The 25,755-nt window shown below is 65.8% G+C and carries 22 protein-coding genes and 1 pseudogene; 10 read left to right on the top strand and 13 right to left on the bottom strand.

What is annotated here, in order from left to right:
* The 9 genes and pseudogenes from AC5P8J_RS19875 to cmk form a co-directional block, all read right to left on the bottom strand.
* Positions 1-543: pseudogene (locus AC5P8J_RS19875) on the bottom strand (transposase); the annotation flags it as partial.
* A 136-nt stretch (positions 544-679) separates the two neighbouring features.
* Positions 680-1,558 carry a UTP--glucose-1-phosphate uridylyltransferase GalU gene (gene galU, locus AC5P8J_RS19870; RefSeq protein WP_019661303.1) on the bottom strand — a complete coding sequence of 293 codons (879 nt, stop codon included), beginning with the start codon at positions 1,556-1,558 and terminating at the stop codon, positions 680-682.
* Positions 1,555-3,468, bottom strand: a complete 1,914-nt coding sequence (locus AC5P8J_RS19865; protein ID WP_019661302.1) for a polysaccharide biosynthesis protein — start codon at positions 3,466-3,468, stop codon at positions 1,555-1,557. The genes galU and AC5P8J_RS19865 overlap by 4 nt, the downstream gene beginning before the upstream one ends.
* A 3-nt stretch (positions 3,469-3,471) precedes the next feature.
* Positions 3,472-4,461 (bottom strand): MraY family glycosyltransferase, encoded by a 990-nt coding sequence (locus AC5P8J_RS19860; protein ID WP_021204149.1) that lies wholly within the window; start codon positions 4,459-4,461, stop codon positions 3,472-3,474.
* A 3-nt stretch (positions 4,462-4,464) separates the two neighbouring features.
* Positions 4,465-5,643, bottom strand: a complete 1,179-nt coding sequence (gene lapB / locus AC5P8J_RS19855; protein ID WP_019661300.1) for a lipopolysaccharide assembly protein LapB — start codon at positions 5,641-5,643, stop codon at positions 4,465-4,467.
* A gap of 6 nt (positions 5,644-5,649) precedes the next feature.
* Complete coding sequence (locus AC5P8J_RS19850) at positions 5,650-5,934, bottom strand: LapA family protein (protein ID WP_019661299.1); 285 nt, start codon at positions 5,932-5,934, stop codon at positions 5,650-5,652.
* A gap of 77 nt (positions 5,935-6,011) precedes the next feature.
* Entirely contained in the window at positions 6,012-6,317 is a 306-nt protein-coding gene (locus AC5P8J_RS19845; protein WP_005409286.1) for an integration host factor subunit beta, read from the bottom strand.
* An 87-nt stretch (positions 6,318-6,404) separates the two neighbouring features.
* On the bottom strand, positions 6,405-8,090 hold the full coding sequence (gene rpsA / locus AC5P8J_RS19840) for a 30S ribosomal protein S1 (protein WP_005416230.1): 1,686 nt from the start codon (positions 8,088-8,090) through the stop codon (positions 6,405-6,407).
* A gap of 198 nt (positions 8,091-8,288) precedes the next feature.
* Positions 8,289-8,966 carry a (d)CMP kinase gene (gene cmk / locus AC5P8J_RS19835; protein ID WP_019661298.1) on the bottom strand — a complete coding sequence of 226 codons (678 nt, stop codon included), beginning with the start codon at positions 8,964-8,966 and terminating at the stop codon, positions 8,289-8,291.
* A gap of 197 nt (positions 8,967-9,163) precedes the next feature.
* On the opposite strand from cmk, the gene ykgO reads away from it, so the two are divergent.
* From ykgO to AC5P8J_RS19800, 7 genes are all read left to right on the top strand, one after another.
* Entirely contained in the window at positions 9,164-9,289 is a 126-nt protein-coding gene (gene ykgO / locus AC5P8J_RS19830) for a type B 50S ribosomal protein L36 (protein ID WP_005409283.1), read from the top strand.
* 175 nt (positions 9,290-9,464) lie between these two features.
* Positions 9,465-9,764, top strand: coding sequence for a hypothetical protein (locus AC5P8J_RS19825; RefSeq protein WP_227837998.1), 300 nt, complete (start codon positions 9,465-9,467; stop codon positions 9,762-9,764).
* 39 nt (positions 9,765-9,803) lie between these two features.
* Complete coding sequence (locus tag AC5P8J_RS19820) at positions 9,804-10,841, top strand: agmatine deiminase family protein (protein WP_019661297.1); 1,038 nt, start codon at positions 9,804-9,806, stop codon at positions 10,839-10,841.
* A 164-nt stretch (positions 10,842-11,005) separates the two neighbouring features.
* Complete coding sequence (locus AC5P8J_RS19815; protein ID WP_494540157.1) at positions 11,006-11,893, top strand: carbon-nitrogen hydrolase; 888 nt, start codon at positions 11,006-11,008, stop codon at positions 11,891-11,893.
* Between the two features lie 14 nt (positions 11,894-11,907).
* Complete coding sequence (locus AC5P8J_RS19810; protein WP_134735395.1) at positions 11,908-12,438, top strand: GNAT family N-acetyltransferase; 531 nt, start codon at positions 11,908-11,910, stop codon at positions 12,436-12,438.
* Positions 12,439-12,442: 4 nt separating this feature from the next.
* Positions 12,443-13,663, top strand: coding sequence for a TraB/GumN family protein (locus AC5P8J_RS19805; RefSeq protein ID WP_111104631.1), 1,221 nt, complete (start codon positions 12,443-12,445; stop codon positions 13,661-13,663).
* Between the two features lie 49 nt (positions 13,664-13,712).
* Complete coding sequence (locus AC5P8J_RS19800; RefSeq protein ID WP_021204154.1) at positions 13,713-14,558, top strand: phytanoyl-CoA dioxygenase family protein; 846 nt, start codon at positions 13,713-13,715, stop codon at positions 14,556-14,558.
* Between the two features lie 72 nt (positions 14,559-14,630).
* Here AC5P8J_RS19800 and AC5P8J_RS19795 read toward each other — a convergent pair whose 3' ends face one another.
* Genes AC5P8J_RS19795 through AC5P8J_RS19785 form a run of 3 tightly spaced genes read right to left on the bottom strand, consistent with a single transcriptional unit; the run spans position 14,631 to position 22,383 of the window.
* Entirely contained in the window at positions 14,631-17,717 is a 3,087-nt protein-coding gene (locus AC5P8J_RS19795) for an efflux RND transporter permease subunit (RefSeq protein WP_134730487.1), read from the bottom strand.
* Positions 17,714-21,235: an efflux RND transporter permease subunit gene (locus AC5P8J_RS19790; RefSeq protein ID WP_494540158.1), complete on the bottom strand. Its 3,522-nt coding sequence runs from the start codon at positions 21,233-21,235 to the stop codon at positions 17,714-17,716. Before AC5P8J_RS19790 ends, AC5P8J_RS19795 begins: the two co-directional genes overlap by 4 nt.
* Entirely contained in the window at positions 21,232-22,383 is a 1,152-nt protein-coding gene (locus tag AC5P8J_RS19785; protein WP_227854296.1) for an efflux RND transporter periplasmic adaptor subunit, read from the bottom strand. The genes AC5P8J_RS19790 and AC5P8J_RS19785 overlap by 4 nt, the downstream gene beginning before the upstream one ends.
* Before the next feature lie 205 nt (positions 22,384-22,588).
* Here AC5P8J_RS19785 and AC5P8J_RS19780 point away from each other — a divergent pair, with 205 nt between their 5' ends.
* Both AC5P8J_RS19780 and AC5P8J_RS19775 read left to right on the top strand, forming a co-directional pair.
* Positions 22,589-22,960 (top strand): c-type cytochrome, encoded by a 372-nt coding sequence (locus tag AC5P8J_RS19780; RefSeq protein ID WP_021204158.1) that lies wholly within the window; start codon positions 22,589-22,591, stop codon positions 22,958-22,960.
* A gap of 9 nt (positions 22,961-22,969) precedes the next feature.
* Positions 22,970-23,431, top strand: coding sequence for a c-type cytochrome (locus AC5P8J_RS19775; protein WP_495217081.1), 462 nt, complete (start codon positions 22,970-22,972; stop codon positions 23,429-23,431).
* 154 nt (positions 23,432-23,585) lie between these two features.
* Here the strand turns inward: AC5P8J_RS19775 and AC5P8J_RS19770 are convergent, their stop codons facing one another.
* Positions 23,586-25,469, bottom strand: coding sequence for an ATP-binding cassette domain-containing protein (locus AC5P8J_RS19770; RefSeq protein ID WP_019661288.1), 1,884 nt, complete (start codon positions 25,467-25,469; stop codon positions 23,586-23,588).
* 194 nt (positions 25,470-25,663) lie between these two features.
* On the opposite strand from AC5P8J_RS19770, the gene AC5P8J_RS19765 reads away from it, so the two are divergent.
* Positions 25,664-25,755, top strand: a 92-nt coding sequence (locus AC5P8J_RS19765; RefSeq protein WP_332329010.1) for a transposase, incomplete at its 3' end; no start/stop codon positions are given.

The following is a 25,755-nucleotide window of genomic DNA, read 5'->3' as shown; positions in this document are numbered from 1 at the left end:
GCGACAGCGTATGAACCTGCCTCAATCCTTGGATGGCTTGCGCTTTGCGTCTTGCGCCGCCTGCTCTTCCCGGATCAAGGCATCGAGTTTTTTTAGGTAGTCGGTCTCCGCACGCAGATAGGCGACTTCCTTGAGCAGCTCTTCGCGGCTCATCTCCTCAGGTGGCTTGGACGAACGGGTCTTTTTCATCGGCTTTCGGGGCGGCGGCGGAGGTGGCGCCAACGCTTGGGCACCGCCCTCAGCATACAGGCGCCGCCACTGCCCCACTGCGCCGGCATCGCCAATCTGGAAGTAAGTCGTGGCCTCCCGCCCGGACATACCGTCCTGACTCATCTTCTCCAGGACAGCCAGCTTGAACGCAAAGTCATAGGATCGGGCCTGGCGGCGAAACCCGCGCCAACCGTGCAGCCGGTACGTAGCCACCCAGCGCCTGACCGTGGAGGCCTCCAGGCTGTGGCGACGAGCAACGGCTTTGACCGATGTGGAGGTCTTGCAGGCCTCTTTGGCGACCTGCAGTTTGAAACGAGCGTCGTATCTGTTCATGTATCCCTCGGGGTTGGATCTGGCGTCCAACTCCCGGGGGTCACTTCATGGACGGGTTTACGGCGTGTCCTGCAAAGGCCCGCCCGTCCCGCCCATCACGTATCAATCAAGGCGCTGACGGAGCGCTTGATAAACCCTATTCCGCCAACATCGCCGTCAGCTTCTCCCGCGCCGGCCCTGCCAGCTTCGGGTTATCCAACGCGAAACGGATCGTCGCCTCCACCAGCCCCAGGTGCGTGCCACAGTCGAAGCGGGTGCCCTCGAAACGATAGGCATCGACTTCTTCGGTCTTCAGCAGCTGCGCGATCGCATCGGTCAGCTGGATCTCGCCACCGGCACCGCTGCCGGTCTGCTCCAGCAGCTCGAAGATCTTCGGGCTCAGCACATAGCGGCCGACCACAGCCAGGTCGCTGGGCGCGTCCTCCGGCTTCGGCTTCTCCACGATCTGCGAAATGCGGCCCTTGCGGCCATCGAACGCCTCGGTGGCAACGATGCCGTAGCTGGCGGTCTTGTCATGCGGTACGTCTTCAACAGCGATGACGCTGGCGCCACTGGCCTCGTTGAGGTCGGCCATCTGCTTCAGTGCGCCGTCGCCGCGGTTCCAGATCAGGTCATCCGGCAGCAGCACCGCGAACGGTTCGTCGCCGATCACGGCCTTGGCGCACAGCACCGCGTGGCCCAGGCCCAGTGCTTCGGCCTGGGTCACGAAAATCGCGCGCACGCCATTGGGCAGCACATGACGGATCATCTCCAGCTGCTCCTGCTTGCCGGCGCGCTCGAGCTTCTGCTCCAGCTCGTAAGCCTTGTCGAAGTAGTCGGCCACGGCATGCTTGTAGCGGTTGGTGATGAACACCAGCGTGTCGCAACCAGCTTCGATTGCCTCATCGACCGCGTACTGGATCAGCGGACGATCAATGATCGGCAACATTTCCTTCGGAACCGTCTTGGTTGCCGGCAAGAAGCGCGTCCCGAGCCCTGCCACTGGAAAAACTGCCTTGCGAATTCGCTTGCTCATTGGTGCCTGTTGGCCTCACGTGCCGGAAAGGGCACGACTTTAGCGGATGAAATGTAAGCATCCTGTTCGATTGGCGAGAACTCCGGCATTGTCGCGAACAGGATCTCCTGGATGCTGGTGGTGTCGTAACCAGCCACGGCATCGCGCAGGCGCGGAACATTGCCCAGCACCAGGTCACGTGAGAACGCGCGCACACCGGCCTCGAGAATCTTCGGGTGCGCGGTGGAACGATAGTCCTCGTCCGAATAGAACAGCGTCTCGTGCAGCTTCTCGCCCGGACGCAGCCCGGTGTAGATGATCGGAATGTCCTTGTACGGCTGCTTGCCGGCCAGGCGGATCATCTGCTCGGCCAGTACGCGGATCGGCACCGGCTCGCCCATGTCGAGGGTATAGATCGCACCGTGCGACGCCGAGGCGGCGGCCTGCAGGATCAGCTGGCAGGCCTCCGGGATGGTCATGAAGTAGCGGCTGACTTCCGGGTCGGTGACGGTCACCGGCCCACCCCGCAGGATCTGTTCGCGGAACAGTGGCACCACGCTGCCGGCCGAGGCCAGCACGTTGCCGAAGCGCACCGTGACGAAACGGGTATGCGTGGACTTCTGGTCCAGGCTCTGGCAGATCATTTCCGCATAGCGCTTGCTGGCGCCCAGCGCATTGACCGGGTCGACGGCCTTGTCGGTGGAAATGAACACGAAGTGCTCGACGCGCGCTTCCAGGCAGGCGCGGGCCACGTTCTCTGTGGCCAGGATGTTGTTGCGCACCGCCTCGCGCAGCTGCCGCTCCAGCACCGGTACATGCTTGTAGGCGGCGGCATGGAAGGCGGTGTCGACGGGATGCAGCGACAGCGCATGGCGGATCACCGCCGGGTCGCCGCAATCGCCCAGCACTGCTTCAACCTCGACGTCCGGGAAGCTGCGTCGCAGCTCACCCTCGATGGTCAGCAACAGCAGCTCGCTGATCTCGAGCAGGATGATGCGACCGGCACCGTGACGCGCGCACTGGCGGCACAGCTCGGAGCCGATCGAGCCGCCAGCGCCGGTGACCATCACCGTACGCCCGCCCAACCAGCCACGGATCAGGTTCCAGTCCGGCATGATCGGCTTGCGGCCGAGCAGATCCTCGATCGCCACTTCCTTCAACTGCCCCGGCAGCGACTGGCCCTGCAGGATGTCGCTGAGCTTGGGCACGGTGCGGAACGGCACGCCGGTGCTTTCGCAGATGGCCACGATCCGCTGCATGCCTGCGGCGTCCAGCGAGGGGATGGCGATCACCAGCAGCTTGGCCGCCGTCTCACGGACCACGGTCGGCGCATCGTCCAGGGTGCCGAGGATCGGCAGGCCCTGCAGCTTGGCACCGCGCAGGTGCGGCGCATCGTCCAGCAGGCCGACCGGCTCGAAATTGCCTGAACGGCGCAGGTCACGGACCAGGGTCTCGGCGGCCTGGCCGGCACCCAGGATCAGCACGCGACGCGCGGATGAGTCCGACTGCAGCGCCTGGTAGTCCTTCCAGGCCCGGTACAGCAGGCGCGGCGCGCCCAGCAGCGCCGACAGCGCGAACGGATAGATCACCAGCACCGACATCGGCACGCCATCGAAGCGCTTCCACATCAGCACCAGCACGATGGCCACCATGCCGATGAAGCTGGCCTTGAAGATGTTCAGCAGGTCGCTGACGCTGGCGAACCGCCACAGCCCCCGATAGAGGCCCACGCGCCAGAACACCAGGCCCTGCAGCAGCAGCACCAGCGTGGTGTCGACGTTCCAGAGAGGGAGCTCGGGGGCGTTGGCCAGGATCGAGTACCGCCCTGCATGCAGCAGCTGCCAGCATGCCCAGACCATGAACAGGTCGTGGCAGACGATGGCCGAACGCGGCATCAGGCCGAGGATTCTGTCCCGCCAGGGTGAAGCCATAAGTCAGGTATTTCCTTTTCGGTGGCGCAATCCATTGCGCAGGAGGAGCCAGAGGACGCTCAGCGCAATGAACCACGCGATCGCCACGGCAGCCTCCCACCTCGGCTGCAAGTTGGAGCAGACATTAAGCACTGTAATACTGAACAGGCCCAAAGCAAAGTACATCCCTGTTACCCGGGCGTGACTGGCTCCTGCCTGCACCGCGCGCTGGTAGACATGCTGGGTATGGGGTTCCATCCAGCGTTGTCCTGAAATGATGCGCGCCAGCAGTGTGAAGCCCGCGTCCACAAGGAACGGCGATGCCGACACAAGCAGCAGTATCCAGTTGATGTCGGTCTTGACACTGGCCAGTGCCAGCACCGCCGCAACCGCATAACCCAGCGCGCCACTTCCGACATCGCCCATGAAGATCCGGGCCCGTGGGAAGTTGAACGGCAGGAAGCCCAGGCACGCCAGGCCCAACGCGATGGCCGCCAGCGAGTACGGCCAGGGCAGCAACGGCGCCAGCCCCAGGGCCACCACAACGGCCTGGCTGGCCGCGATGCCGTTGATCCCATCCATGAAATTCCAGATGTTGATCAGAGAGGCAGTGAACAGCAGGACCAACACGGCCAGCAGCCAGCTGCCACCATGCACCCTGACCAGCGCGGCCAGCAGCGCGGCGGCGATGAAATGCACCATCAGGCGGCGCATGGCCGGAAGCGGCCGATGGTCATCCCACCAGCCGATACCCGCCACCAGCGCCAGGCCAAGGGCGGCCACGAGCAGGCTCGGAAGCGCTGCGGGCCAGGCCCACATGGCAACACCGGCGGTCACCAGCAGGCTGATGACGATGGCGATGCCGCCACCTCGAGGGGTCGCTACGCTGTGACTGCGGCGCTCGCCCGGCTGGTCAAACAGTTGCCGGCGCAGCGCATAGCCCCGCGCCGCCCAGGTCAGTGCCGCACTCAGCAGGGCCAGGCCCAGCAGCGCGCCCATCACGAGCCACGGCATGGATCAGAGCACCGCGTAATTCAACAGCGGCTTGACCGTACCCCACTCCTTGCAGCTCGGGCACTGCCAGTGATGGGTGCGCGCCCCGAAACCACAGCGGGTGCAGCGATAGGCCGGGTTGCGTACCAGCAACTGGTCGGTGATGTGCTTGAGGTCGTGCAGGGTCGCCGTGGAATCAGCGCCTTCAGCAAGGGTCAGGTCGATCAGCGCGGACTCGCCACGCACCGACGGGCGGTCCTTGAGCTGGCGGCCCAGGTAGGCACGGGCCGGGGCCACGCCCTCCTGCTCTTCCATCAGGCGGGTCAGCGCCAGCACCGGAGCAATGCCACGGTAATGCTCGGTCATCTCCGACAGGAAAGCGCGCGCGCCTGCCAGATCACCCACCTTGCGGTAGTTCTGCATCAGCGCCGGCAGCAGCTCCGGCAGGTACTCCGGATCATTGCGCGCAGCACGCTCGAACGCGCGTACGGCCGCTTCCGGATTGCCCGCGTCGGTTTCCAGGCGCCCTTCGATGATGCCGGCACGCACCGACATCGCATCGGCCTGGTAGGCCCGGGCGATCGCCGCCCTCGCCTCTTCCAGCTTTCCGGCACCGCGGAAGCGTTCGGCCAGTTCGCACTCGAACTGCCCGATCAGCTTGCCCATCGGCTCGCCGGTGACGTCCTCGAAACGGGTCGCGTTGTCGATCGCCTTTTCCCAGTCACGCTCGGCCTGGTAGATGCCGATCAGGTGCTTGAGTGCCTGCGGGGCACGCTGGTCCAGCTGCGCCAGTTCGGTGAACACGGTCTCGGCACGGTCCAGCAGGCCGGACTTCATGTAGTCCTCGCCCAGCGCCAGCAGCGCCTGCACGCGTTGCGCATCGCTGAGGTCGTGCCGGTTGACCAGGCCCTGGTGCAGGCGGATGGCGCGATCGACTTCGCCGCGGCGGCGGAACAGGTGGCCCAGCGCGACCTGGGTCTCGAAGGTTTCCTTGTCCAGCTCGGCGATGTGCAGGAACAGCTCGATGGCCTTGTCCGGCTGCTCGTTGAGCAGGTAGTTCAGGCCACGGAAGTAGGTGCTGGACAGGCGGCTGACCTGGTTGTCACCGTGGCGTTGACCACCACGCCGTCCGATCACCCACCCGGCCAGTGCGGCCAGCGGAACGAACAGGAAGAACCAGAACCACTCGGTGACGAAATCCATCTTCGATCAGCGTCCATCAAAAGATTGAGGGGAGGCAACCGGTGCCGGCGTGGCGGCAGCGGACTTGTTGGCGCGGCGCAGCTGGCTGTAGAGCGGAATGACCACGCTCACCAGCACCAGGCCAGCACCAACGATGACGCCGATCAGCAACGCGGCAATGATGGCCACGCCGACCGAGGTCTTAAGCTGGGTGAACAGCAGGTTGATGGTCATCTCGTCCATGTTCATGGCACCGATGATCAACCCAACAATGAGTACCGCCAGCAGGACCAGCAGACGAAAAACCTTCATGCGACAGCTCCAGTGGCAGGAGTCCGTAGCTTATCCGACTCGCGGCTGGATTCGCACGCGGTGGCGCGACGGGAGGCTCAGGCCGGATCGGCGTCCAGCGGCAGCACACTGCTGACACGCTCGCGCAGTTCCTTGCCCGGCTTGAAATGTGGGACGTGCTTGCCCGGCAGGGCAACCGACTCGCCGGTCTTCGGGTTGCGACCCAGGCGCGGCGGCCGATAATGCAGCGAGAAGCTGCCAAAACCACGAATTTCGATGCGATCCCCGGCGGACAGCGATCCGCCCATCATTTCCAGCAACGACTTCACCGCCAGATCGACATCATCGGCCTTCAGGTGCGCCTGGCGGCGCGCAAGGATTTCGATCAGTTCGGATTTGGTCATTACCGGCTCACATCAGGGGTATCTCAGCCTGAAACGGCCCGGGCAAGGCCCGGGCCGTCCAGGAAACAACGAACAGCCTAAGGCCGATTACTCGGACTTGTTGCCGTTCAGCTGTGCACGCAGCAGTGCGCCCAGCTGGGTGGTGCCGCTGGAAGCCGAAGAGGACTGGTATTCCTCCAGCACTTCGCGCATTTCCGCGTCGTCCTTGGCCTTGATCGACAGCTGCAGGGTACGGCCCTTGCGGTCCATGCCCACGAACTTGGCTTCGACCTTGTCGCCGACCTTCAGGTGCTGGGTGGCGTCGTCAACGCGCTCGTTGGCGATGTCGCGGGCCGAGACGTAACCTTCGATGCCGTCAGCCAGCTCGATGATCGCGCCCTTGGCGTCGACTTCCTTCACCACGCCTTCGACCTTGGAGCCCTTCGGATTGGCAGCCATGTACTGGCCGAACGGATCCTGCTCCAGCTGCTTCACGCCCAGGGAGATGCGCTCGCGCTCCGGATCGACAGCCAGGACGACGGCGTCCAGGGTATCGCCCTTCTTGAAGTTGCGAACGACGTCTTCGCCGGTGGTGTTCCAGCTGATGTCGGACAGGTGGACCAGGCCGTCGATGCCGCCGTCCAGGCCGATGAAGATGCCGAAGTCGGTGATCGACTTGATCTGGCCCGACACCTTGTCACCCTTCTTGTGGGTGGCAGCGAAGGTTTCCCACGGGTTGGCGGCAACCTGCTTCATGCCCAGCGAGATGCGGCGACGCTCTTCATCGACGTCCAGCACCATCACTTCGACTTCATCACCAACCTGCACAACCTTGGACGGGTTGACGTTCTTGTTGGTCCAATCCATCTCCGAGACGTGCACCAGGCCTTCGACGCCCGGCTCGATCTCAACGAACGCACCGTAATCGGTGACGTTGGAGACCTTGCCGAAGACGCGGCTGTTGGCCGGGTAACGACGGCCGATGTTGTCCCACGGATCCTCGCCCAGCTGCTTCAGGCCCAGCGAAACGCGGTTGCGCTCGCGGTCGAACTTCAGCACGCGGACGTCCAGCTCGTCGCCGACGTTCACGACTTCCGACGGGTGACGCACGCGCTTCCACGCCATGTCGGTGATGTGCAGCAGGCCGTCGATACCGCCCAGGTCCACGAACGCGCCGTAATCGGTCAGGTTCTTGACGACACCCTTCAGGATCGCGCCTTCCTGCAGCTTGTCCATCAGCTGCTCGCGCTCTTCCGAGTGCTCGCTTTCGACGACAGCGCGGCGCGAGACCACGACGTTGTTACGCTTGCGGTCCAGCTTGATGAGCTTGAACTCGAGCTCCTTGCCTTCCAGGTAGGCCGGATCGCGCACCGGGCGCACATCGACCAGGGAACCCGGCAGGAAGGCGCGGACATCCTTGATGTCCACGGTGAAACCACCCTTGACCTTGCCGCTGATGCGGCCGGTGATGGTTTCGTTCTTTTCCAACGCTTCTTCCAGCTCGTCCCACACCATCGCGCGCTTGGCCTTCTCGCGCGACAGGACGGTTTCGCCGAAGCCGTTCTCGATCGAGTCGAGGGCGACCTTGACGATGTCGCCTTCGGCGACGTCGATTTCGCCAGCGTCGTTACGGAACTGTTCGATCGGCACGATGCCTTCGGACTTCAGGCCAGCGTTGATCACCACGACGTCGCCGCGGACTTCAACAACGGTACCGCTGACGATGGCGCCCGGCTTCAGCTTGGCCAGGTTGGCCTGGCTGGCTTCAAACAGTTCGGCAAATGATTCGGTCATTAGATTTACTCTGTTGGACACATGGGTCGGTGGCGTCCCCTTCAGGGGAATGGCGACCGCCCGCCTGTTGGTCGACCCCGGAAACGCAGGTCGTGTGTAGTAGGAAAACCGCCACGCATCATTGCGCGACGGAGCGGGTACAGCACTGCTTTGCGCGACCACTGCCGATGCGGCTGGCAGTGCTCCCGCGCGAACGGATCAGGCAGCCGGAACCGGAAGCAGATCCATCACTCGGGCAACGACATCATCGATGCCGATGCCTGTGGTGTCGATGAGGACAGCATCGTCTGCCGGCTTCAGGGGCGCCACGGTACGCTGGGCATCACGGGCGTCGCGGGCCATGATCTCGCGCAGGAGGTCATCAAAGTTAACAGAAACCCCCTTGTCTTTCAACTGCTTATGCCGGCGCTCGGCGCGCTCCTCGGCGCTGGCGGTCAGGAAGACCTTGTGGGGGGCATCCGGGAAGATCACCGTGCCCATGTCGCGGCCGTCGGCGACCAGGCCCGGCAGCTCCCTGAATGCGCGCTGCCGCTCCTTCAGGGCGGCCCGGACCTCGGGGATGGCGGCGATGGCGGAGGCCAGGGCGCCGGTGGTCTCCAGGCGCAGCTCGTCGGTGGCATCGGTGCCGTTGACCATGACCCGCATGGCATCGCCCTGCTCGACAAACTGAACATGGGTATCGAAGGTGCAGCGCACCAGCGCCGAGGCGTCGGAGGTGTCGATGTCGGCCCAGCTTGCGGCCACGCCCACCGCCCGGTACAGCGCACCCGAATCCAGGTAATGCCAGCCCATGCGGCGCGCGATGATGCGGCTGATGGTACCCTTGCCGGCCCCGGATGGGCCGTCGATGGTCAGGACGGGAGCGAGTGGATTCATGGGGGTCCCAGAGCGTGTGAAGGGGTCATTCTAGCCCCTGCCAGACGCCCCCAGCGGGGTCTTTTGTGCAACCACTTGAAACCACGAGGAAAAGCCCGGTAGAATGGCGGGCTTGAACGAGCGTCAACTGCCGATTGTCTTTCGCATATCGCGGCCACGCTCCACCCGAACAACTACTGTTTACGCCGAGGTATGCCATGAAAGTCCTGTCCTCCCTGAAGTCGGCGAAGGCCCGTCACCGCGACTGCAAGGTCGTCCGTCGTCGCGGCAAGATCTTCGTCATCTGCAAGTCGAACCCGCGTTTCAAGGCGCGTCAGCGCTAAGCCTCACAGCCTTCCGGCTGCGGCTGGCCCTACGCGGGGCCGACCCGATGCAAGAAACCGCCTTCGGGCGGTTTTTTGTTTATGCGGCTTTTTCCTGCCGTTTTTGCTGTAATCGCCTTTCTTGACCACTGGGGAGTAGATCGAGATGAAGCGTTACCTGTCCGCCCTGGCCGTGATGGCCACCCTGGCCGCCGCCACGCCGGCGCTGGCCGATACCCTGCTTGTCGACCGCGCCCGCGAGAAGCCGGCCGGTGCCCTGCCCGTGCGCGGCCAGAGCATGCAGCAGGTGCAGGCGCAGTTCGGCGCGCCGAGCGAGCAGCTGCAGCCGCGTGGCGGGCAGAAGCGGCAATGGCCGACCATCAACCGCTGGGTGTACCCGCAGTTCACCGTCTACTTCGAGAAGCAGAAGGTGATCGACGTGGTGGCCAACCAGGCGGACCCGAACGAAATCGGCCCGAAACCGCCGATCCGCTGATCCCCTTACCCGCCGTGGGCGGGCCTGTGTAGCGAGACCATGAACCAGACCCTTCGTTTTCCTGCCGAGTGGGAAGCCCAGAGCGGCGTCCTGATTGCCTGGCCCACCGCCGATACCGACTGGGCTGACCGCCTGGGCCAGGTGGAAGAGACCTACATCGCCCTGGTCGCGGCCATCACCCGCTTCCAGCCGGTGCTGATCTGCGTGGCCGACGACGATGTGGAGACCTACGCCGAGATGCGGCTGCGCTCCAACCGCATCGACATGGACAAGGTCCACTTCACCACGGCGGCCTACGACGATACCTGGCTGCGTGACTCCGGCCCGATCACCCTGCGCCGTGCCGATGGCGGTTTCCAGCTGCTGGATTTCCGCTTCACCGGCTGGGGCGGCAAGTTCGACGCCACCCTGGATGACCAGCTGGTGGGCGTGCTGGACCAGGCCGGCGTGTTCAACGACGCGCCGGTGCGCAGCATCCCGTTCGCGCTGGAAGGCGGCGGCATCGAGACCGATGGCGAAGGCACCCTGTTGACCACCTGGAAGTGCCTGCACGAGCGCCACCCGGACCGCGACCGTGCAAGCCTGAGCGCCGACCTGGCCAACTGGCTGCAGCAGGACCGCGTGCTGTGGCTGGACCACGGCTACCTGGAAGGCGACGACACCGACGCCCACATCGACACCCTGGCCCGTTTCGCCTCGCCTGACAGCATCGTCTACCAGGCCTGCGACGACGCGAGCGACTCGCACTACGCCGAACTGCAGGCGATGGGCAACGAACTGGCCGCGCTGCGTACCAAGGATGGGAAGCCGTACCGCCTGTTCCCGCTGCCGTGGGCACAGCCGGTGATCGACGAAGGCCGCCGCCTGGCGGCGTCGTACGCCAATTACCTGATCATCAACGGCGCGGTGCTGATGCCGGCCTACGGCGATCCGGCTGATGACCTGGCCCGCGACGTGCTGGCCCAGGCCCATCCGGGCCGCGAGATCGTGCAGGTGCCCTGCCGATCGCTGATCTGGCAGAACGGCAGCCTGCACTGCATCACCATGCAGCTGCCGGAAGGGCTGTTGAAGGCATAAGCCGGACCGGTAGCGCCGGGCCAAGCCCGGCGAGCGCAGCGACGACCTGAAAATCCGCCGGGCATGGCCCGGCGCTACCGTGTGCGGACGCCATTCAGCGCGCAACACGCTGCGGCCGCCCATCCGCGCTAACATGCAGGTTTTCTCCCGCAGGAACGCCCCGCATGAACTCGCGCAGCCCCCTTACCGTCGCCCTGGTCCAGGAGCGCAACCACGGTGACGCCGCCGCCAACCTGGCGGTGATCGAAGCACGCGTGGCCGAGGCGGCTGCGCAGGGTGCCAAGCTGGTGCTGCTGCAGGAACTGCACAACGGTCCGTACTTCTGCCAGCACGAGTCGGTGGACGAGTTCGACCTGGCCGAGCCGATTCCCGGACCGAGCACCGAGCGCCTGGGCGCGCTGGCCAAGAAGCATGGCGTGGTGCTGGTCGGCTCGCTGTTCGAGCGCCGCGCCGCCGGCCTGTACCACAACACTGCGGTGGTGTTCGAAAAGGACGGCACCCTGCTCGGCAAGTACCGCAAGATGCACATCCCGGACGACCCGGGCTTCTACGAGAAGTTCTACTTCACCCCGGGCGACATCGGCTTCAAGCCGATCGATACGTCGGTGGGCCGCCTGGGCGTGCTGGTGTGCTGGGACCAGTGGTACCCGGAAGCGGCACGCCTGATGGCGCTGGCCGGCGCCGAGCTGCTGCTCTACCCGACCGCGATCGGCTGGGACCCGGACGACGTGCAGGACGAGAAGACCCGCCAGCGCGACGCCTGGGTGCTGAGCCACCGTGGCCACGCCGTGGCCAACGGCCTGCCGGTGCTGAGCTGCAACCGCGTCGGCCACGAGGCGTCGCCGCTGGGCGCGTCGGGCATCCAGTTCTGGGGCAACAGCCACGTGCTCGGCCCGCAGGGCGAGTTCCTGGCCGAGGCCGGCACCGAGGCCACCGTGCTGCTGTGCGACGTCGACCTGCAGCGCAGCGAGCATGTGCGCCGCATCTGGCCGTTCCTGCGTGATCGCCGCATCGATGCATACGGCGACCTGCTCAAGCGCTACATCGACTGAGCCGGAGCCCGCGCATGGCCGTCCTCATCCGTGATGCCGGCCCGGCCGACATCGACGCGATCACCGCAATCTACGCGGTGGAAGTGACCGATTTCGTCAACACCTACGAGTACGACATCCCGGACGCGACCGAGATGCTGCGCCGCATGCGCGACATCATTGATCGTGGCTTCCCCTACCTGGTCGCCGAGATCGACGGCCAGGTGGCGGGCTATGCCTATGCCAACACCTATCGCACCCGCATTGCCTACCAGTGGACCGTGGAGAACTCGGTCTACGTCGATGCCGCGTTCCAGGGCAAGGGCGTCGGCACCAGCCTGCTGCAGGCCCTGATCGATGCCTGCGTGGCGCGTGGCTACCGGCAGATGGTGGCCGTGATCGGCGAACCGACCAACACCGCCTCGATCAAGCTGCACGAACGCTTCGGCTTCGAGCTGGTGGGCGTGTTCCGTGGCCTCGGCCGCAAGCATGGCCGCTGGCTGGACACCGTGCAGATGCAGCGCGCGCTCGGCGATGGCGCCGAAACCGCACCTTTCAATGAATGAACCCATGACCGAAACCCTTCCCGAGACCGGCGACGATCTGTTCGCCGGCCAGCCGGTGCGCGTCGTCGAACGCGACGGCGTGCGCTACACCCTGCTGGGCACCGCCCACGTTTCGCGCGCCAGCGTCGAAGCAGTGGAGAAAGCCATCGACAGCGGCCGCTTCGATGCCGTTGCCGTTGAACTGGACCCGCAGCGCCTGCAGGCGCTGAGCGACCCGGATACGCTGGCCAAGCTCGACCTGGTCGAGGTGATCCGCAAGGGCCGCGTCGCCCTGTTCGCCGCCAACCTGGCCCTGTCCGCCTACCAGCGCCGCTTGGCCGAACAGCTCGACATCGAGCCCGGTGCCGAGCTGAAGCGCGCGGTGGACCTGGCGCGCGAGCGCAACCTGCCGGTGCACCTGATCGACCGCGAGGTCGGCCTGACTTTCCGCCGCGCCTCGCAGCGGCTGGGCTTCTTCGGCAAGCTGAAGCTGGTTGCCGGTCTCGGCGCCGGCCTGTTCTCGTCCGAGGAAGTGGGCGAGAACGAGATCGAGAAGCTCAAGCAGGGCGACATGCTGGAATCGAGCTTCGGCGAGTTCGCCAGCGAGAGCCCGGCACTGTACGAGACCATCATCGGCGAGCGCGACCGCTACATGGCCACGCGCCTGCGCGAGGAACACGACCCGCAGCAGCGTGAAGTGCTGGCGGTTGTCGGTGCGGGTCATCTGGCAGGCCTGGCGCGTTACCTGGAAACCGACACCGAGGCACCGGCACCGCTGCGCGCCGAGCTGGAGGCGGTACCGAAGAAGCGCAACATTCCGTGGTTCACGCTGGGCATCCTGGCCATCGTGGCGACCGGCATCGGCGTGGGCTTCTACCGCGGCGGGCTGGGCGTGGGTACCGAACTGCTGGCGACCTGGGCGATGTTTACCGGCGGCTTGGCGGGCCTGGGCTGCCTGCTGGCAGGCGGTCACCCGCTGAGCATCCTCACCGCGATCGCGGTGGCCCCGTTCAAGCCGTTCCGCCTGAGCATCCCGACCGGCGCATTCTCGGCCTTGGTGGAAGCGCGCCTGCGCAAGCCGGCGTACGAAGACTTCCTCAAGCTGCGCGACGACGCGCAGAGCCTGAAGGGCTGGTACCGCAATCGGGTCACGCGCGTGGTGCTGACGTTCATGCTGACCAACATCGGCAGCATGCTCGGCCTGTGGCTGACCACGTTCAAGGTGTGGGGCAAGGTGGCGGGGTAACGTCCCGCCACACGTAGCTATACTCCGCATTTAAGGAAGGAACAGTCCAATGGATGCATACGATGCGCTGATGCGCGATGGCTTCGTGGTGGTGCGACAGGCCATCGCACCCGCACTGGTCAGGGACATCAACGAGCGCATCTCGCGCTTCAAACAGCGCAATCCAAAGGCGGTCTCGCGCAACCTGGACGACCACCAGCGCATGTATCGGGTCGTCAACCTGCACCTGGCGGTGGATGCGATGACCCGCCTGCTCACTGACAACCCGGCCATCGACGTCTGCGATCGCTTTCTCGGCGAACCGACCACGCTCTACACCAGCCTCTACTACGAGCGCGGATCGGAGCAGTCATTGCATCGCGATACGCCAGTGTTCTGCACGTCCCCGGGCGAGCGCTACATGGGGGTATGGACCGCGCTGGATGCGGTTGACGAAAGCAATGGCCCCCTGCGCGTGGTTCCGGGTAGCCACCTGTTGCCGCCCATCGATGTGCAGGCACTGCGACGCGAAGTCTTCGGCGACGGCCCGATCAGCGCCATGTCGCCGGAGGGCTGGGCCGCCTATCAGGATGCGGTGGCGCGCCAGTGCGAAGACGCTGGCCTGAAGCCGCAGTCGGTGCACGTGCAGCCAGGCGATGTGATCGTCTGGCACCCGCAGCTGTTCCATGGCGGCGCCCCGCATCCCTCTGCCGGAACCCGCCGCAGCGTGGTCATGCACGTGACCCCGAAGTCGATGCCCGTGGGTCACATGGATGTTTTCTACGGGCAAACCCCTCCGCTGGCCAAAGCGCCTTGGCGCTATTACAGGCGTGGTCAGCGTGAGATCGCGCGATTCGGGCAGGTGGATTTCGGTCACGAGTACACGCGCCGGACCTGGTTCCTGCGCAAAGCCTGACTCAAGCCAAAAAAAGGGGGAGGCCGCCCCACTACGACCGGCCTCCCCCACACCACAACACGTTGTCGCGCATTACAGCCGGGCAGCGCCCGGCTCTACCCTCTCCACACCTCGCGCGCGGCGGATCAGCCGCGTCACCGCACTGCGCAGGTCATCCAGCACTGCATAGATGGTCGGCAGGAACAGGAGGCTGACTACGGTCGAGAACGCCAGGCCGCCGGCAATCGCGCGCGCCATCGGCGCGTACTCCGGACCATTGCCGAACATCTGCGTGTTGGTCAGCGAGATCGGCACCATCGCCAGGATCGCCGTGCCCATCGTCATCATGATCGGGCGCAATCGCTCGCGTGAGCCCTCAACCAGCGCCTGCGTGCGTCCCATGCCGCCGCGCCGCAGGTTGTTGATGTGCTCGATCATCACGATGCCGTTGTTCACCACCACGCCCATCAGCACCAGGATGCCGATGAAGGACATGATCCCGAACGAGGTACCGGTGATCCAGAACAGCCAGAACACACCGAAGATCGAGAACAGCACGCCACTCATGATCGCCGCCGGGAAAAGCAGCGACTCGAACACCGCCGCCATCACCACGTAGATCATCACCAGCGCGATCAGCAGGTTGAACACCATCTGCTGCATCGCTTCGTCGTCGTTGCCGTAGTCGCCGCCATCGAAGGTGAAGCCATAGCCGGCCGGGAAGTTCATCGGCTTGAGCACCGATTCCATCGCCTTGCGGCCATCCGGTGCGGTGACCTTCTCGGCCAGGTTGGCCTTGATGGTCAGCGTGGTCTGGCGGTTGGTGCGACCGATCTGGGTGGCCGAAGAGCCGACGTCAACGGTGACCAGGCTCAGCAGCGGCACGCTGCGACCGTCGCCGGTGCGCACGCTGAAACCGGCCAGGTCTTCCGGGCTGCTCTGCTCGGCGCCAGCGAAACGCACCCATACCGGTACTTCATTGTCGCCGCGGCGGAACTCGCGCATCGGCGCACCGCGCAGGGCCAGGCCGACGAAGCTGGCGACCTGCTCGGCATTGAAGCCGAATGCGGCGGCACGCTCGCGGTCGACGCGCACCTTCAGCTCGCCGCCCTTCTCGCCGTTGTCGATGCGCACGTCGCGCAGCTCGGCACGCTGGGCCAGCAGCGGCACCACTTCCTGGCCGATCTCCTGCAGCATCGAACTGGAGTCGCCCACCAGCTGCACCTGCACGCCCTGGTTGCCGCCACCGCCGCCATCACCGCCCTGGTTGCCGACGAAGTAGTCGGTGCGGGCCGACTTCGGCAGGCCCTTGCGCAGCTCTTCCTGCAGCGCCTTGATGTCCTTGGCGTACTTCTCGTCCAGGGTGACCACCGTCGAGCTGCCTTCCTGCTCGCTGTACCAGGAGTACACCTGCTTGACGTGCAGGCGCTCGCGGTTGGCGTCGATCCAGTTCTCCACGCGCGCCACCTCCTCGGACATCTGCCGATAGGTATAGGCGCCCTTCCACATGTAGCCGATGAAGATGTCCTTGCCGCCATCACCGCCGAACATGTCGACCTTGGTCAGCTTCATCGGCACCAGGCTGACCAGCACCACCAGCACGATGCCGAGCAGGCTCCAGCCGCGATGGTGCAGCGACCAGTCCAGCAGCCTGGCGTAGCGGCGCTGCAGCCGCGCGATCAGGCCGGTCTGCGAGTGCACCAGCTTGGGCGTGGCCATGCGCGCGGACAGCATCGGGATCAGGCTGACCGCGACCAGCCACGAGGCCAGCAGCGAGACCGAGATGGTGATCGCGATCTGCGCCATGAAGATGCTGATGTTGTTGGTCTCGCCGAACAGGTTCGGCACGAACACGATGCAGTGGCACAAGGTGCCAGCGCTGAGCGCGATGGCCACGTTGCGGGTGCCGATGATCGAGGCCAGGCGCGGCTGTCCCGGCATGCGCTCGCGCTCCTGGTAGATGCTCTCCACCACCACCACGGCGTTGTCGACCAGCATGCCCACCGCCAACAGCAGGCCCATCATGGTCAGGATGTTCAGCGTCACCCCGACGAAGTACATGAAACCCAGGGTGATGGTGAAGCAGATCGGAATGGCCAGGGTCACCATCAGCGTGGACGGCCAATGGCGCAGGAAGAAGAACAGCACCGTGATCGACAGGATCAGGCCGACCGCACCGGCCTCGGCCAGTTCCAGCAGCGAGGAGGTCACCGCCCTGCCCTGGTTGTCGATCACCTTGATCTGCACGTCGCGCATCGATGCTTCGGCACGGATCGACTCGACTTCAGCCAGCGCCGCGCGCGACACCTCCACCAGGTTGGCGCTGCGCTCCTTGAAGATGTCCAGGCCGACGGCCGGGTTGCCGTCCAGGCGGCGCCCGTAGTTCATCCGCGCCGGCTTCAGGCGCACGTCGGCGATGTCGCCCAGGCGCAGGCCCTTGGCGTTGATCACCAGGTCGCGCATTTCCTGCAGGTCGGTGATCTCGCCCACCGGCTGCACGCGCACGCGCTGGCCGTTGTCGTCGATCTGGCCGGCCGAGATCGAGAAGTTCAGCGTGCGCAGGCGCTCGCTCAGCTCGTTGATGCTCAACCCATGCGCGTTGAGCCGGTTCGGATCGATGGCGATCTCCACCTCGTTCGGCGGCGCGCCGGTGATGTCGACGCGGGCCACGCCGGGGATGCGCTCGATGCGCCGCTTGAACTCGCGGTCGAGCATGTCGTAAGCGGTGGTCAGGTCGGTGGTGCTGGCCAGGCGCACCTTCAGCACCGGCTGGTCGCTGCTGGACCACTTGAACACGTTGTAGCGCTGCAGGTCATCGGGCAGGTCGCTGCGGATCGCATCGATGCGCTCGCGTGCATCGGACGCGGCGATGGCGATGTCCCGGTCCCAGTCGCTGAACTCGATGAAGATCAGCGCCGCCTCGGAGGTCGCCGACGAGCGCATCCGCTTGATGCCGGTCATCGTCGCCAGCGATTCCTCCACCGGGCGGATGATGGTCCGCTCCACTTCCTCCGGGGTTGAACCGGTGTACGGAATCTGCACGAACAGGAACGGCGCGGAGATGTCCGGCAGCGCTTCCAGCGGCAGCCGGAACGAGGCGATCAGGCCAATCACCACCAGTGACACGAAACACATGATGGTGGTGACCGGACGGCGGATGGAGAACTCGGCAACACTCATGCCGGTTCCTCCGCACCCGCCGCGCTGCCTGCTGCACCCGGCTCGATCTCGCCGACGTGCTTGCGGCCACGCTCGCGGTAGTAGGCATCACCGCGCCGATCCATCAGGTCGTATACCACCGGGATCACCAGCAGGGTGAGCAGGGTCGACACCAGCAGGCCACCGATCACGGTGATCGCCATCGGCGCGCGCACTTCGGCACCCTCGCCCATCGCCACCGCCAGCGGCAGGAAGCCGAACAGCGTGCACAGGGTGGTCATGATGATCGGCCGCAGGCGCGAGCGTGCCCCTTCCACCAGGGCCTCGTGCTTGGCCACGCCGGCCTCGCGCAGCTGGTTGACCTTGTCGATCAGGATGATCGCGTTCTTGGTGACCAGGCCTACCAGCAGGATCAGGCCGATGAACACCACCACCGAGATGGGCTTGCCGGTCAGTGCCAGCGCCAGGATGGCACCGACCAGCGCCAGCGGAATGGTGAACAGGATCACGAACGGATGCAGCAGCGATTCGAACTGCGAGGCCATCACCAGGTAGACCAGGAAGATGGCCAGGCCGAAGGCGAAGATCAGCGACTTCGCCGCCTGCGCCAGCTCCTCACCCTGGCCACCGATGTGCAGGCCGACACCCGCGCCCAGCGGCTGCTCGGCCACCATCTGCTGCACTTCGCGCATGGCCGCGCCCAGATCGATATCGCGCAGGTTGGCCGACACGACGGCCACCCGGGTCTGGTCAGCGCGATGGATCTCGCTGGGACCAGTGGTGGCGACCACGTCGGCCACCGCGTCCAGCGTCACCGGACGGGTACTGCCCGGATTGACGATCAGCCGGCGGATGCTCTCCACGCTGGCACGGTCGCCTTCCTGGGCACGCACCAGCACGTCGATCTTGCGGTCGCGGAAGCTGTAGCGGGTCGCCACGTCGCCGCGCACCTTCTTCACCACCACGTCGGCGATCTGGCGGGTGGTCAGGCCCAGCGCACCGGCACGTTCCTGGTCGAAGCGGATCTGGATTTCCGGGAAGCCCTCTTCAACCGTGGACTTCACGTCGGCGTAGTGCGCGTTGCCGCGCAGCATTGCCGCCAGGCGCTGGCCGGCCACTTCCAGCGTCGCCATGTCCTGCCCACGCAGCTCGATTTCCAGCGGCGTGGAGAAGCTGAACAACGCCGGGCGCGCGAAGTCGACCTGTGCACCCGGATGCTGGCCCATGGTGTCACGCAGGCGCTCGGTGATCTCCGCCTCGGTACGCGCGTCGCCGCCGCCTTCCATCACCACGGTCAGCTTGCCGATGTTCTCGCCGCTCTCGGTTGGGCTGGCATCCAGGCGGGTGCCGCTGCCGCTGACGCCATACAGCGAGGCCACGCCCTCGCCGTTGCCGTGGGCCAGCTGCAGCTCGCGCACCAGCGCATCGGTCTGCTTCAGCGGCGTGCCGGCCGGCAGCTTCACCGTCATTTCGAAACGGTCCTGCGCCAGCTGCGGGATCAGGTCGGCACCGAGCATCGGCACCAGTGCCATGGTCGCCACGAAGATGATCGTGGCCACGCCCAGCACCTTGCCGGGATGCGCCAGCGCGCTCGGCAGCAGGCGCAGGTAGCCGCGCTCGGCACCGGCATAGGGCTTCATCGCCAGATCGCTGGCCTTGCGCATCACCGGGCCAACCACCGCCACCACGCCACGCCACGCCCGCACGACCAGCCAGGCCAGTGCATAGAAGCTCCAGCGCGCGGTCGCCACGGCACCACGGCGCCCCAGCGCCACCGGCTTCTGCCAACGGTTCTGCGGCTGCCACGGTTCGTTCGGTGCCTCTTCCGGGAACGCCAGCGGCGGCCGTCCCTTCAGCGAGCTCAGCATCGGGATCAGGGTCATCGACACCAGCAGCGAGATCGCAATGGCGATCGCCACGGTCATTGCCTGGTCGCGGAACAGCTGGCCGGCGATGCCATCGACGAACACCAGCGGCAGGAACACCGCGATGGTGGTCAGGGTCGAGGCGACCACGGCCATGCTCACTTCGCGGGTACCGACGATGGCCGCCTGCAGGATACCCAGGCCACGCTCACGCGCCTTGGCAATGCTCTCCAGCACCACGATCGAGTCGTCCACCACCAGGCCGGTGGCCAGCGCCAGGCCGCCCAGCGACATCACGTTCAAGCTGAGGCCGAGCTGGCCCATGAAGAAGAACGTGGCGATGATCGAGACCGGCAACGACAGGCTGATCACGAAGGTGCTCCAGCCATCGCGCAGGAACAGGAAGATGATCAGGATCGCCAGCAGGCCACCGATCACCGCATCCTTCTTGACGTCGGCGATGGCGTGCTCGATGAAGCGCGACTGGTCCTCGATGGTGGTCATCTCGACATCGGACGGGAACGTGCCCTTGATCTGCTCCAGGCGCTTGCGCAGCGCTTCGGCGGTGGACACGGTATTGGCGTCGCCTTCCTTGTAGATCGCCAGTTCCACCGATTCCTTGCCGCCCAAGCGGATCACCGCTTCACGCTCCTTGTAGCCCTGGCGCACGGTGGCCACGTCCTTCAGGCGCACCGGCACGCCGTTGGCGACCACGCTGGAGCCACTACCGGACGATGCGCTCTGTGCCGCCGACGCCGCCGCGATGGCGGCCGCCGACCCGGTCGACGCGGCGATGTTGAACATCTGCTGCAACGCCGAGTCGGCCGCGCTGCCGTTCGAGCCCTGGGTGGTGACCAGCAGGTTGCGGATTTCCTCCAGGTCGGCGAACTGGTTGACGGTACGCACCAGGAAGCGCTGCGAGCCCTCCTCCAGGCGGCCACCGGAGATGTTGATGTTCTCGTCCTTCAGGCGCTTGATGACGGTGTCGATCGGCAGGTTCAGCTGGGCCAGCTTCTGCTGGTCGATGTCGACCTGGATCTCGTCCTCGAGGCCGCCACCGACCTTGACCGCTGCCACGCCGGTGACCGGCTCCAGCTTCTTCTTCAGGTCTTCATCGGCATAGCGGCGCAGGCCGGTCAGCTCGCGGATCGCATCGGCATCGGTGGCTGGCGCGTCCTTGCTCGACAGCACCAGACGCATGATCGGCTCGGTGGATGGATTGAACCGCAGCAGTACCGGGGCCTTGGCCTCCAGCGGCAGGTTCAGCGCTTCCATCTTGTCGCGCACCTCCAGGCTGGCCTGGTCCATGTTGGTGCCCCAGGCGAACTCCAGCACCACATCGCTCTGGCCGGTGCGCGAGACCGACTTCAGCTTGCGCAGGTTCTTGACCACGCCCACCGCTTCTTCGACCGGCTGGGTGATCAGGGTTTCGATTTCAGTCGGCGCCGCACCGGTGTACTCGGTGCGCACGGTCAGCGTCGGGTAGCTCAGGTCGGGCAGCAGGTTGACCTTGAGGTTGCCCAGCGCGATCAGCCCGAACAGCAGCAGGGTGACCGTGCACATGGCGATGGTCACGCGGCGGCGGGTGGCGAATTCCACCAGGCCGCCGCGCATGCCGGCGGCGGCGCCGTCGCTCGCCGGCGAGGCACCGTGGTCGTGGCCCGGGGCGGTCATTGCTTGCTCCCGGCCTTGTCTGCCGGCTTGGCGGCCGCTGCGACCGTCTTCGCCTTTGCCTTCGGATCGGCGATCACCTGCACTGCGGTGCCGTCGCGCAGCGCGACCTTGCCGGCGGTGACCACCTGATCACCGGCCGCCAGGCCATCACGGATCTCCACCCACGGGCCCTCGGCGTAACCCAGCTTGACCGGAACGCGTGCGACCTTGCCTTCGCGCACCCGGAACACCGCCGGCTCACCGTCGTCGAGCAGCGCCAGGCGCGGCACCACGAGCGCATCGGCACGCTGGTCGTAATCGATGCGGATGCGCCCGAACATGCCGGGCTGCAGCGCGTGCGCGGCGCCATCGAAGGCACTGACCACGCGAAACGTGCCGCTGCCCGAATCCACCACCGGCGCGATGCGGTCGACGGTGCCGGTGAAGCTCTGGCCCGGCAACGCGTCGGCGGCCAGGGTTACCGGCTGACCGGCGCGCAACGTGGCCAGCTCGCGCTCGGGCACGTTGAGGGTGGCTTCCAGGCGCGAGTTGTCGACGATGCGGAAGATCGGCGTGTTGATCTGGACGAAGTTGCCGGTCTTGATCGAGCGCGAGGCGATCACGCCGGAGATCGGCGCCACCACCGTGGTATAGGACAGTTCCAGCGTGGCCAGGCGGTACTGCGCGCGGACGTTCTCCAGGTCGAAACGCAGCTGGTCGACATCGGCCGCACTGACCATCTGCTGACCAACCAGTTTCTGTGCACGCTGGTAGTTGTTCTCCAGCTTGCGCATCTGCGCTTCGCTCTGGGCTACGGCCAAGCGTGCGCGGTCCGGGTCCAGGCGCACCAGCGGCTGGCCGGCGGTGACCCGCTGGCCTTCCTCGACCAGCACCGCCAGCGCCACACCGGAGGTCTTGGCCACCACCTGCGACTCGGCGCGTGGTTCCAGCGCGGCGGTGCCTGTGTAACTGGCCGCGACCGCGCGATGGCTGGCCACGGCCACTTCGACCGGGACCGCATCGACCTTCTTCTCCTCCTTGGTGTCGGCGGCCTTGGCTTCGGAATTGGGCCCTGCGGCGCAACCGCCCAGCAGCAGGGAGGTGGAGATCAGCAGTGCGGCAGCGCAGATTCCGCTGCGACGGCCAGACAGGAAGGTTGGGTGCGACATCGTCAGGTCCCTGGAGGATGCGTGGACAGGTGTGGTAGCAAAGTAATGCACCACTTCACGGCAACACCATATCCCAAAGGTCATGGTGTCTTCACGCCGCTGGTCGGCCCGACCCCATTTCAGCTAGATGAAACCTGAGGCTATACTCGGGTCGTTCCGTACCCCACGCCGGAACGACCAGACCCGAATCCCCGGAAACGACACCATGCGCCCGCAGCCGCTCGCCGCTTGTCTCGCTCTGGCCGTCCTCCTGCCCCTTGGGGCCGCCGCACAGCCCGCTCCTGCTCCTGCCACACCCGCTCCGGCCCCGGCTCCTGCCGCGCCCACCGGCAACTTCGACAATGGCCGCGTGCTGGCCTACACCTGCCAGGGCTGCCACGGCATCACCGGCTACAAGAACGCTTACCCCAGCTACCGGGTGCCGAAGATCGGCGGCCAGACCCAGCAGTACCTGGCCCAGGCCCTGGCCGAGTACCGCCAGGGCAAGCGCCGGCATCCAACGATGCAGGCGCAGTCGATGAGCTTCAGCGAACAGGAGATCGCTGATCTCTCTGTTTACCTGTCCACCGTCAAGTAAGGCCCGCCCATGTCGAAAGCCGCGCATCCGATGCGTCATGCCATCGCCCTGTCCGTTGCCCTGCTGCTGGCCGCCTGTTCGCAGTCGCAGGTGGAAAACAGCGAGAAATCCGCCGCCGACCCGGGCCACGCCAGCGGCGAACACGGCTCTTCGTCTTCGGCCGGCCTGCCCGCAGGCCGCGAGGCCGCCGGTGAAGCCCGCGCCAGGGTGAAGGGCAAGGCCACCAACCAGAGCTGCATCGACTGCCACGGGGCCGATGGCAATGCGCCGATCGATCCAACCTACCCGAAGCTGGGTGGGCAGTACGGCGACTACCTGGCGCATGCACTGCAGGCCTACCGCGCCGGTGAACGCCAGCATGCGCTGATGACGCCGCAGGCGAAGGACCTCAGCGATCAGGACATCGCCGATCTGGCGGCGTATTTCGGCAGCCGGCCGAGCCAGCTGCGGGATCTGCACGGGGTCAAATGACGGCCGGCCCCCCGGTCGGTGCGGACCGTCGGTTGGTAGGTGCGGACCGTTGGTCCGCACAGATTCCGGATATCCACGCATGGCGTGGATCTGCTGAGCCGAGCGTGGGCTCGGCTCTACATCAATCGGCGCGATCGCTGGCGCCGGTCAACGCTCAGCCTTCCAGCTCTTCCCAGCGCGCGTACGCGGCATCCAGCTCGGCCTGCACCTTGGCCAGCTGCTGGGTGTGCGCCGTCACTTCAGCACTGCTGCGGGTGTAGAACGACGGGTCGTTCATCGCCGAGGTCAGGCCTTCGACATCGCCTTCCAGCTTCTCGATGGTCTTCGGCAGCTGCTCCAGTTCGCGCGCTTCCTTGTAGGCCAGCTTGCGCTTGGGTGCGGCCGGAGCTGCGGTAGCCGGGGTGGCCGGCGCAGCGGCCGCCGGCTTGGCCGCAGGGGCCGCGGCAGGCGCTGCGATGCTGGCCGCATAACGCTGCCAGTCGCTGTAACCGCCCACGTACTCGCCGATCACGCCATCGCCCTCCATCACCAGCGTGGAGGTGACCACGTTGTCGATGAAGTCACGGTCGTGGCTGACCAGCAGCAGGGTGCCGGTGTATTCGCCCAGCAGCTCTTCCAGCAGCTCCAGGGTTTCCACGTCCAGGTCGTTGGTCGGTTCGTCCATCACCAGCAGGTTGGACGGCTGCGCGAACAGCTTGGCCAGCAGCAGGCGGTTGCGCTCGCCACCGGACAGGCGGGTAATCGGCGCACGCGCACGTTCCGGGGTGAACATGAAGTCCTGCAGGTAGGCATGCACGTGCTTGCGCTTGCCGTTGAACTCGAGGAAATCGCGGCCTTCGGCGACGTTCTCGATCGCGCTCCAGTCTTCGCGGAGCACCGCGCGGTACTGGTCGAAATACGCGATCTGCAGGTTGGTGCCGGCGTTGACTTCGCCCTTGGCCGGCTGCAGCTCGCCCAGCAGGAGCTTCAACAGCGTGGTCTTGCCGCTGCCGTTGGGGCCGATCAGGCCGATGCGGTCGCCGCGCAGAATGGTCGTGGTGAAATCGCGGACCATGGTGCGCTCGCCGAAGGCGAACGAAATGTCCTTGACGTCGATGACCTTCTTGCCGGAGCTGATGCCCTGCGCGGCTTCCATCTTGACGTTGCCGCTGAGATCACGGCGCTGCGAACGCTCCACGCGCATCGCCTTCAGGCGGCGCACGCGGCCTTCGTCGCGGGTGCGACGGGCCTTGATGCCCTGCCGGATCCAGACTTCTTCCTGCGCCAGCAGCTTGTCGAAGCGGGCGTTTTCCTGCGCCTGCGCGTTGAGGCGTTCCTCGCGGCGGCGCTCGTAGTTGGCCCAGTCGCCTGGCCAGCTGGTGACCTGGCCGCGGTCGATCTCGACGATGCGGGTGGCCAGGGCACGCAGGAATCGACGGTCATGGGTGACAAACACCACGCTGCCGCTCCAGCCCTTCAGGAACGCTTCGAGCCAGTCGATGGCCTCGATGTCCAGGTGGTTGGTCGGTTCGTCCAGCAGCAGCACATCGGGGCTGGACACCAGCGCGCGGGCGAGCAGCACGCGGCGCTTCATGCCGCCGGACAGGCGGCCGAACTCGGCCTCGCCATCCAGGTCGAGCTTGGTCAGAGTTTCGCTGACGCGCTGGTCCAGGCCCCAGCCGTTGGCGGCATCGATCTTGGCCTGCACGTTGCCGAGGGCTTCGCCATCGAAGACTTCGGCATGGCTGAGGTGGTGGAATTCGGCCAGCCACTGGCCCAGCTCGCCGAGGCCATCGGCGACGACGTCGAACACCGAGCCGGCGGCGCCGTGCGGCACTTCCTGCTCCAGGCGGGTGACGCGCACGCCCTGCTGCACGCGGACTTCGCCGTCATCGGGCTTGTGGTCGCCGGACAGCAGCTTGAGCAGGGTGGATTTGCCGGCGCCGTTGCGGCCGATCAGGGCGATGCGTTCGCCCGGCTCGATCGACAGTTCGGCCTTTTCCAGCAACAACGGGCCGCCGACGCTGAAGTCGACGTTCTGTAGGGTAATCAGAGGCATCCGGATATTGTACGGGTTGGGGGCGTCGGCCGGGTTGCACCCGGCACCCGCAGAGGCAACCGCCGCAGCCAAAGCAACGTCAAAAGCTGGTTTCCTGTGGGATGGCGGGATGGGTCCGGTCGCGGGGGACGCCGTAAACCCGTCCCTGAAGTGACCCCCGGGAGTTGGACGCCAGATCCAACCCCGAGGGATACATGAACAGATACGACGCTCGTTTCAAACTGCAGGTCGCCAAAGAGGCCTGCAAGACCTCCACATCAGTCAAAGCCGTTGCTCGTCGCCACAG

The sequence above is a fragment of the Stenotrophomonas sp. YJH_SMC_37 genome (assembly GCF_059370035.1).
The sequence above is the reverse complement of the archived record's forward strand: the minus strand, read 5'-3'. Positions and strand labels throughout refer to the sequence as shown.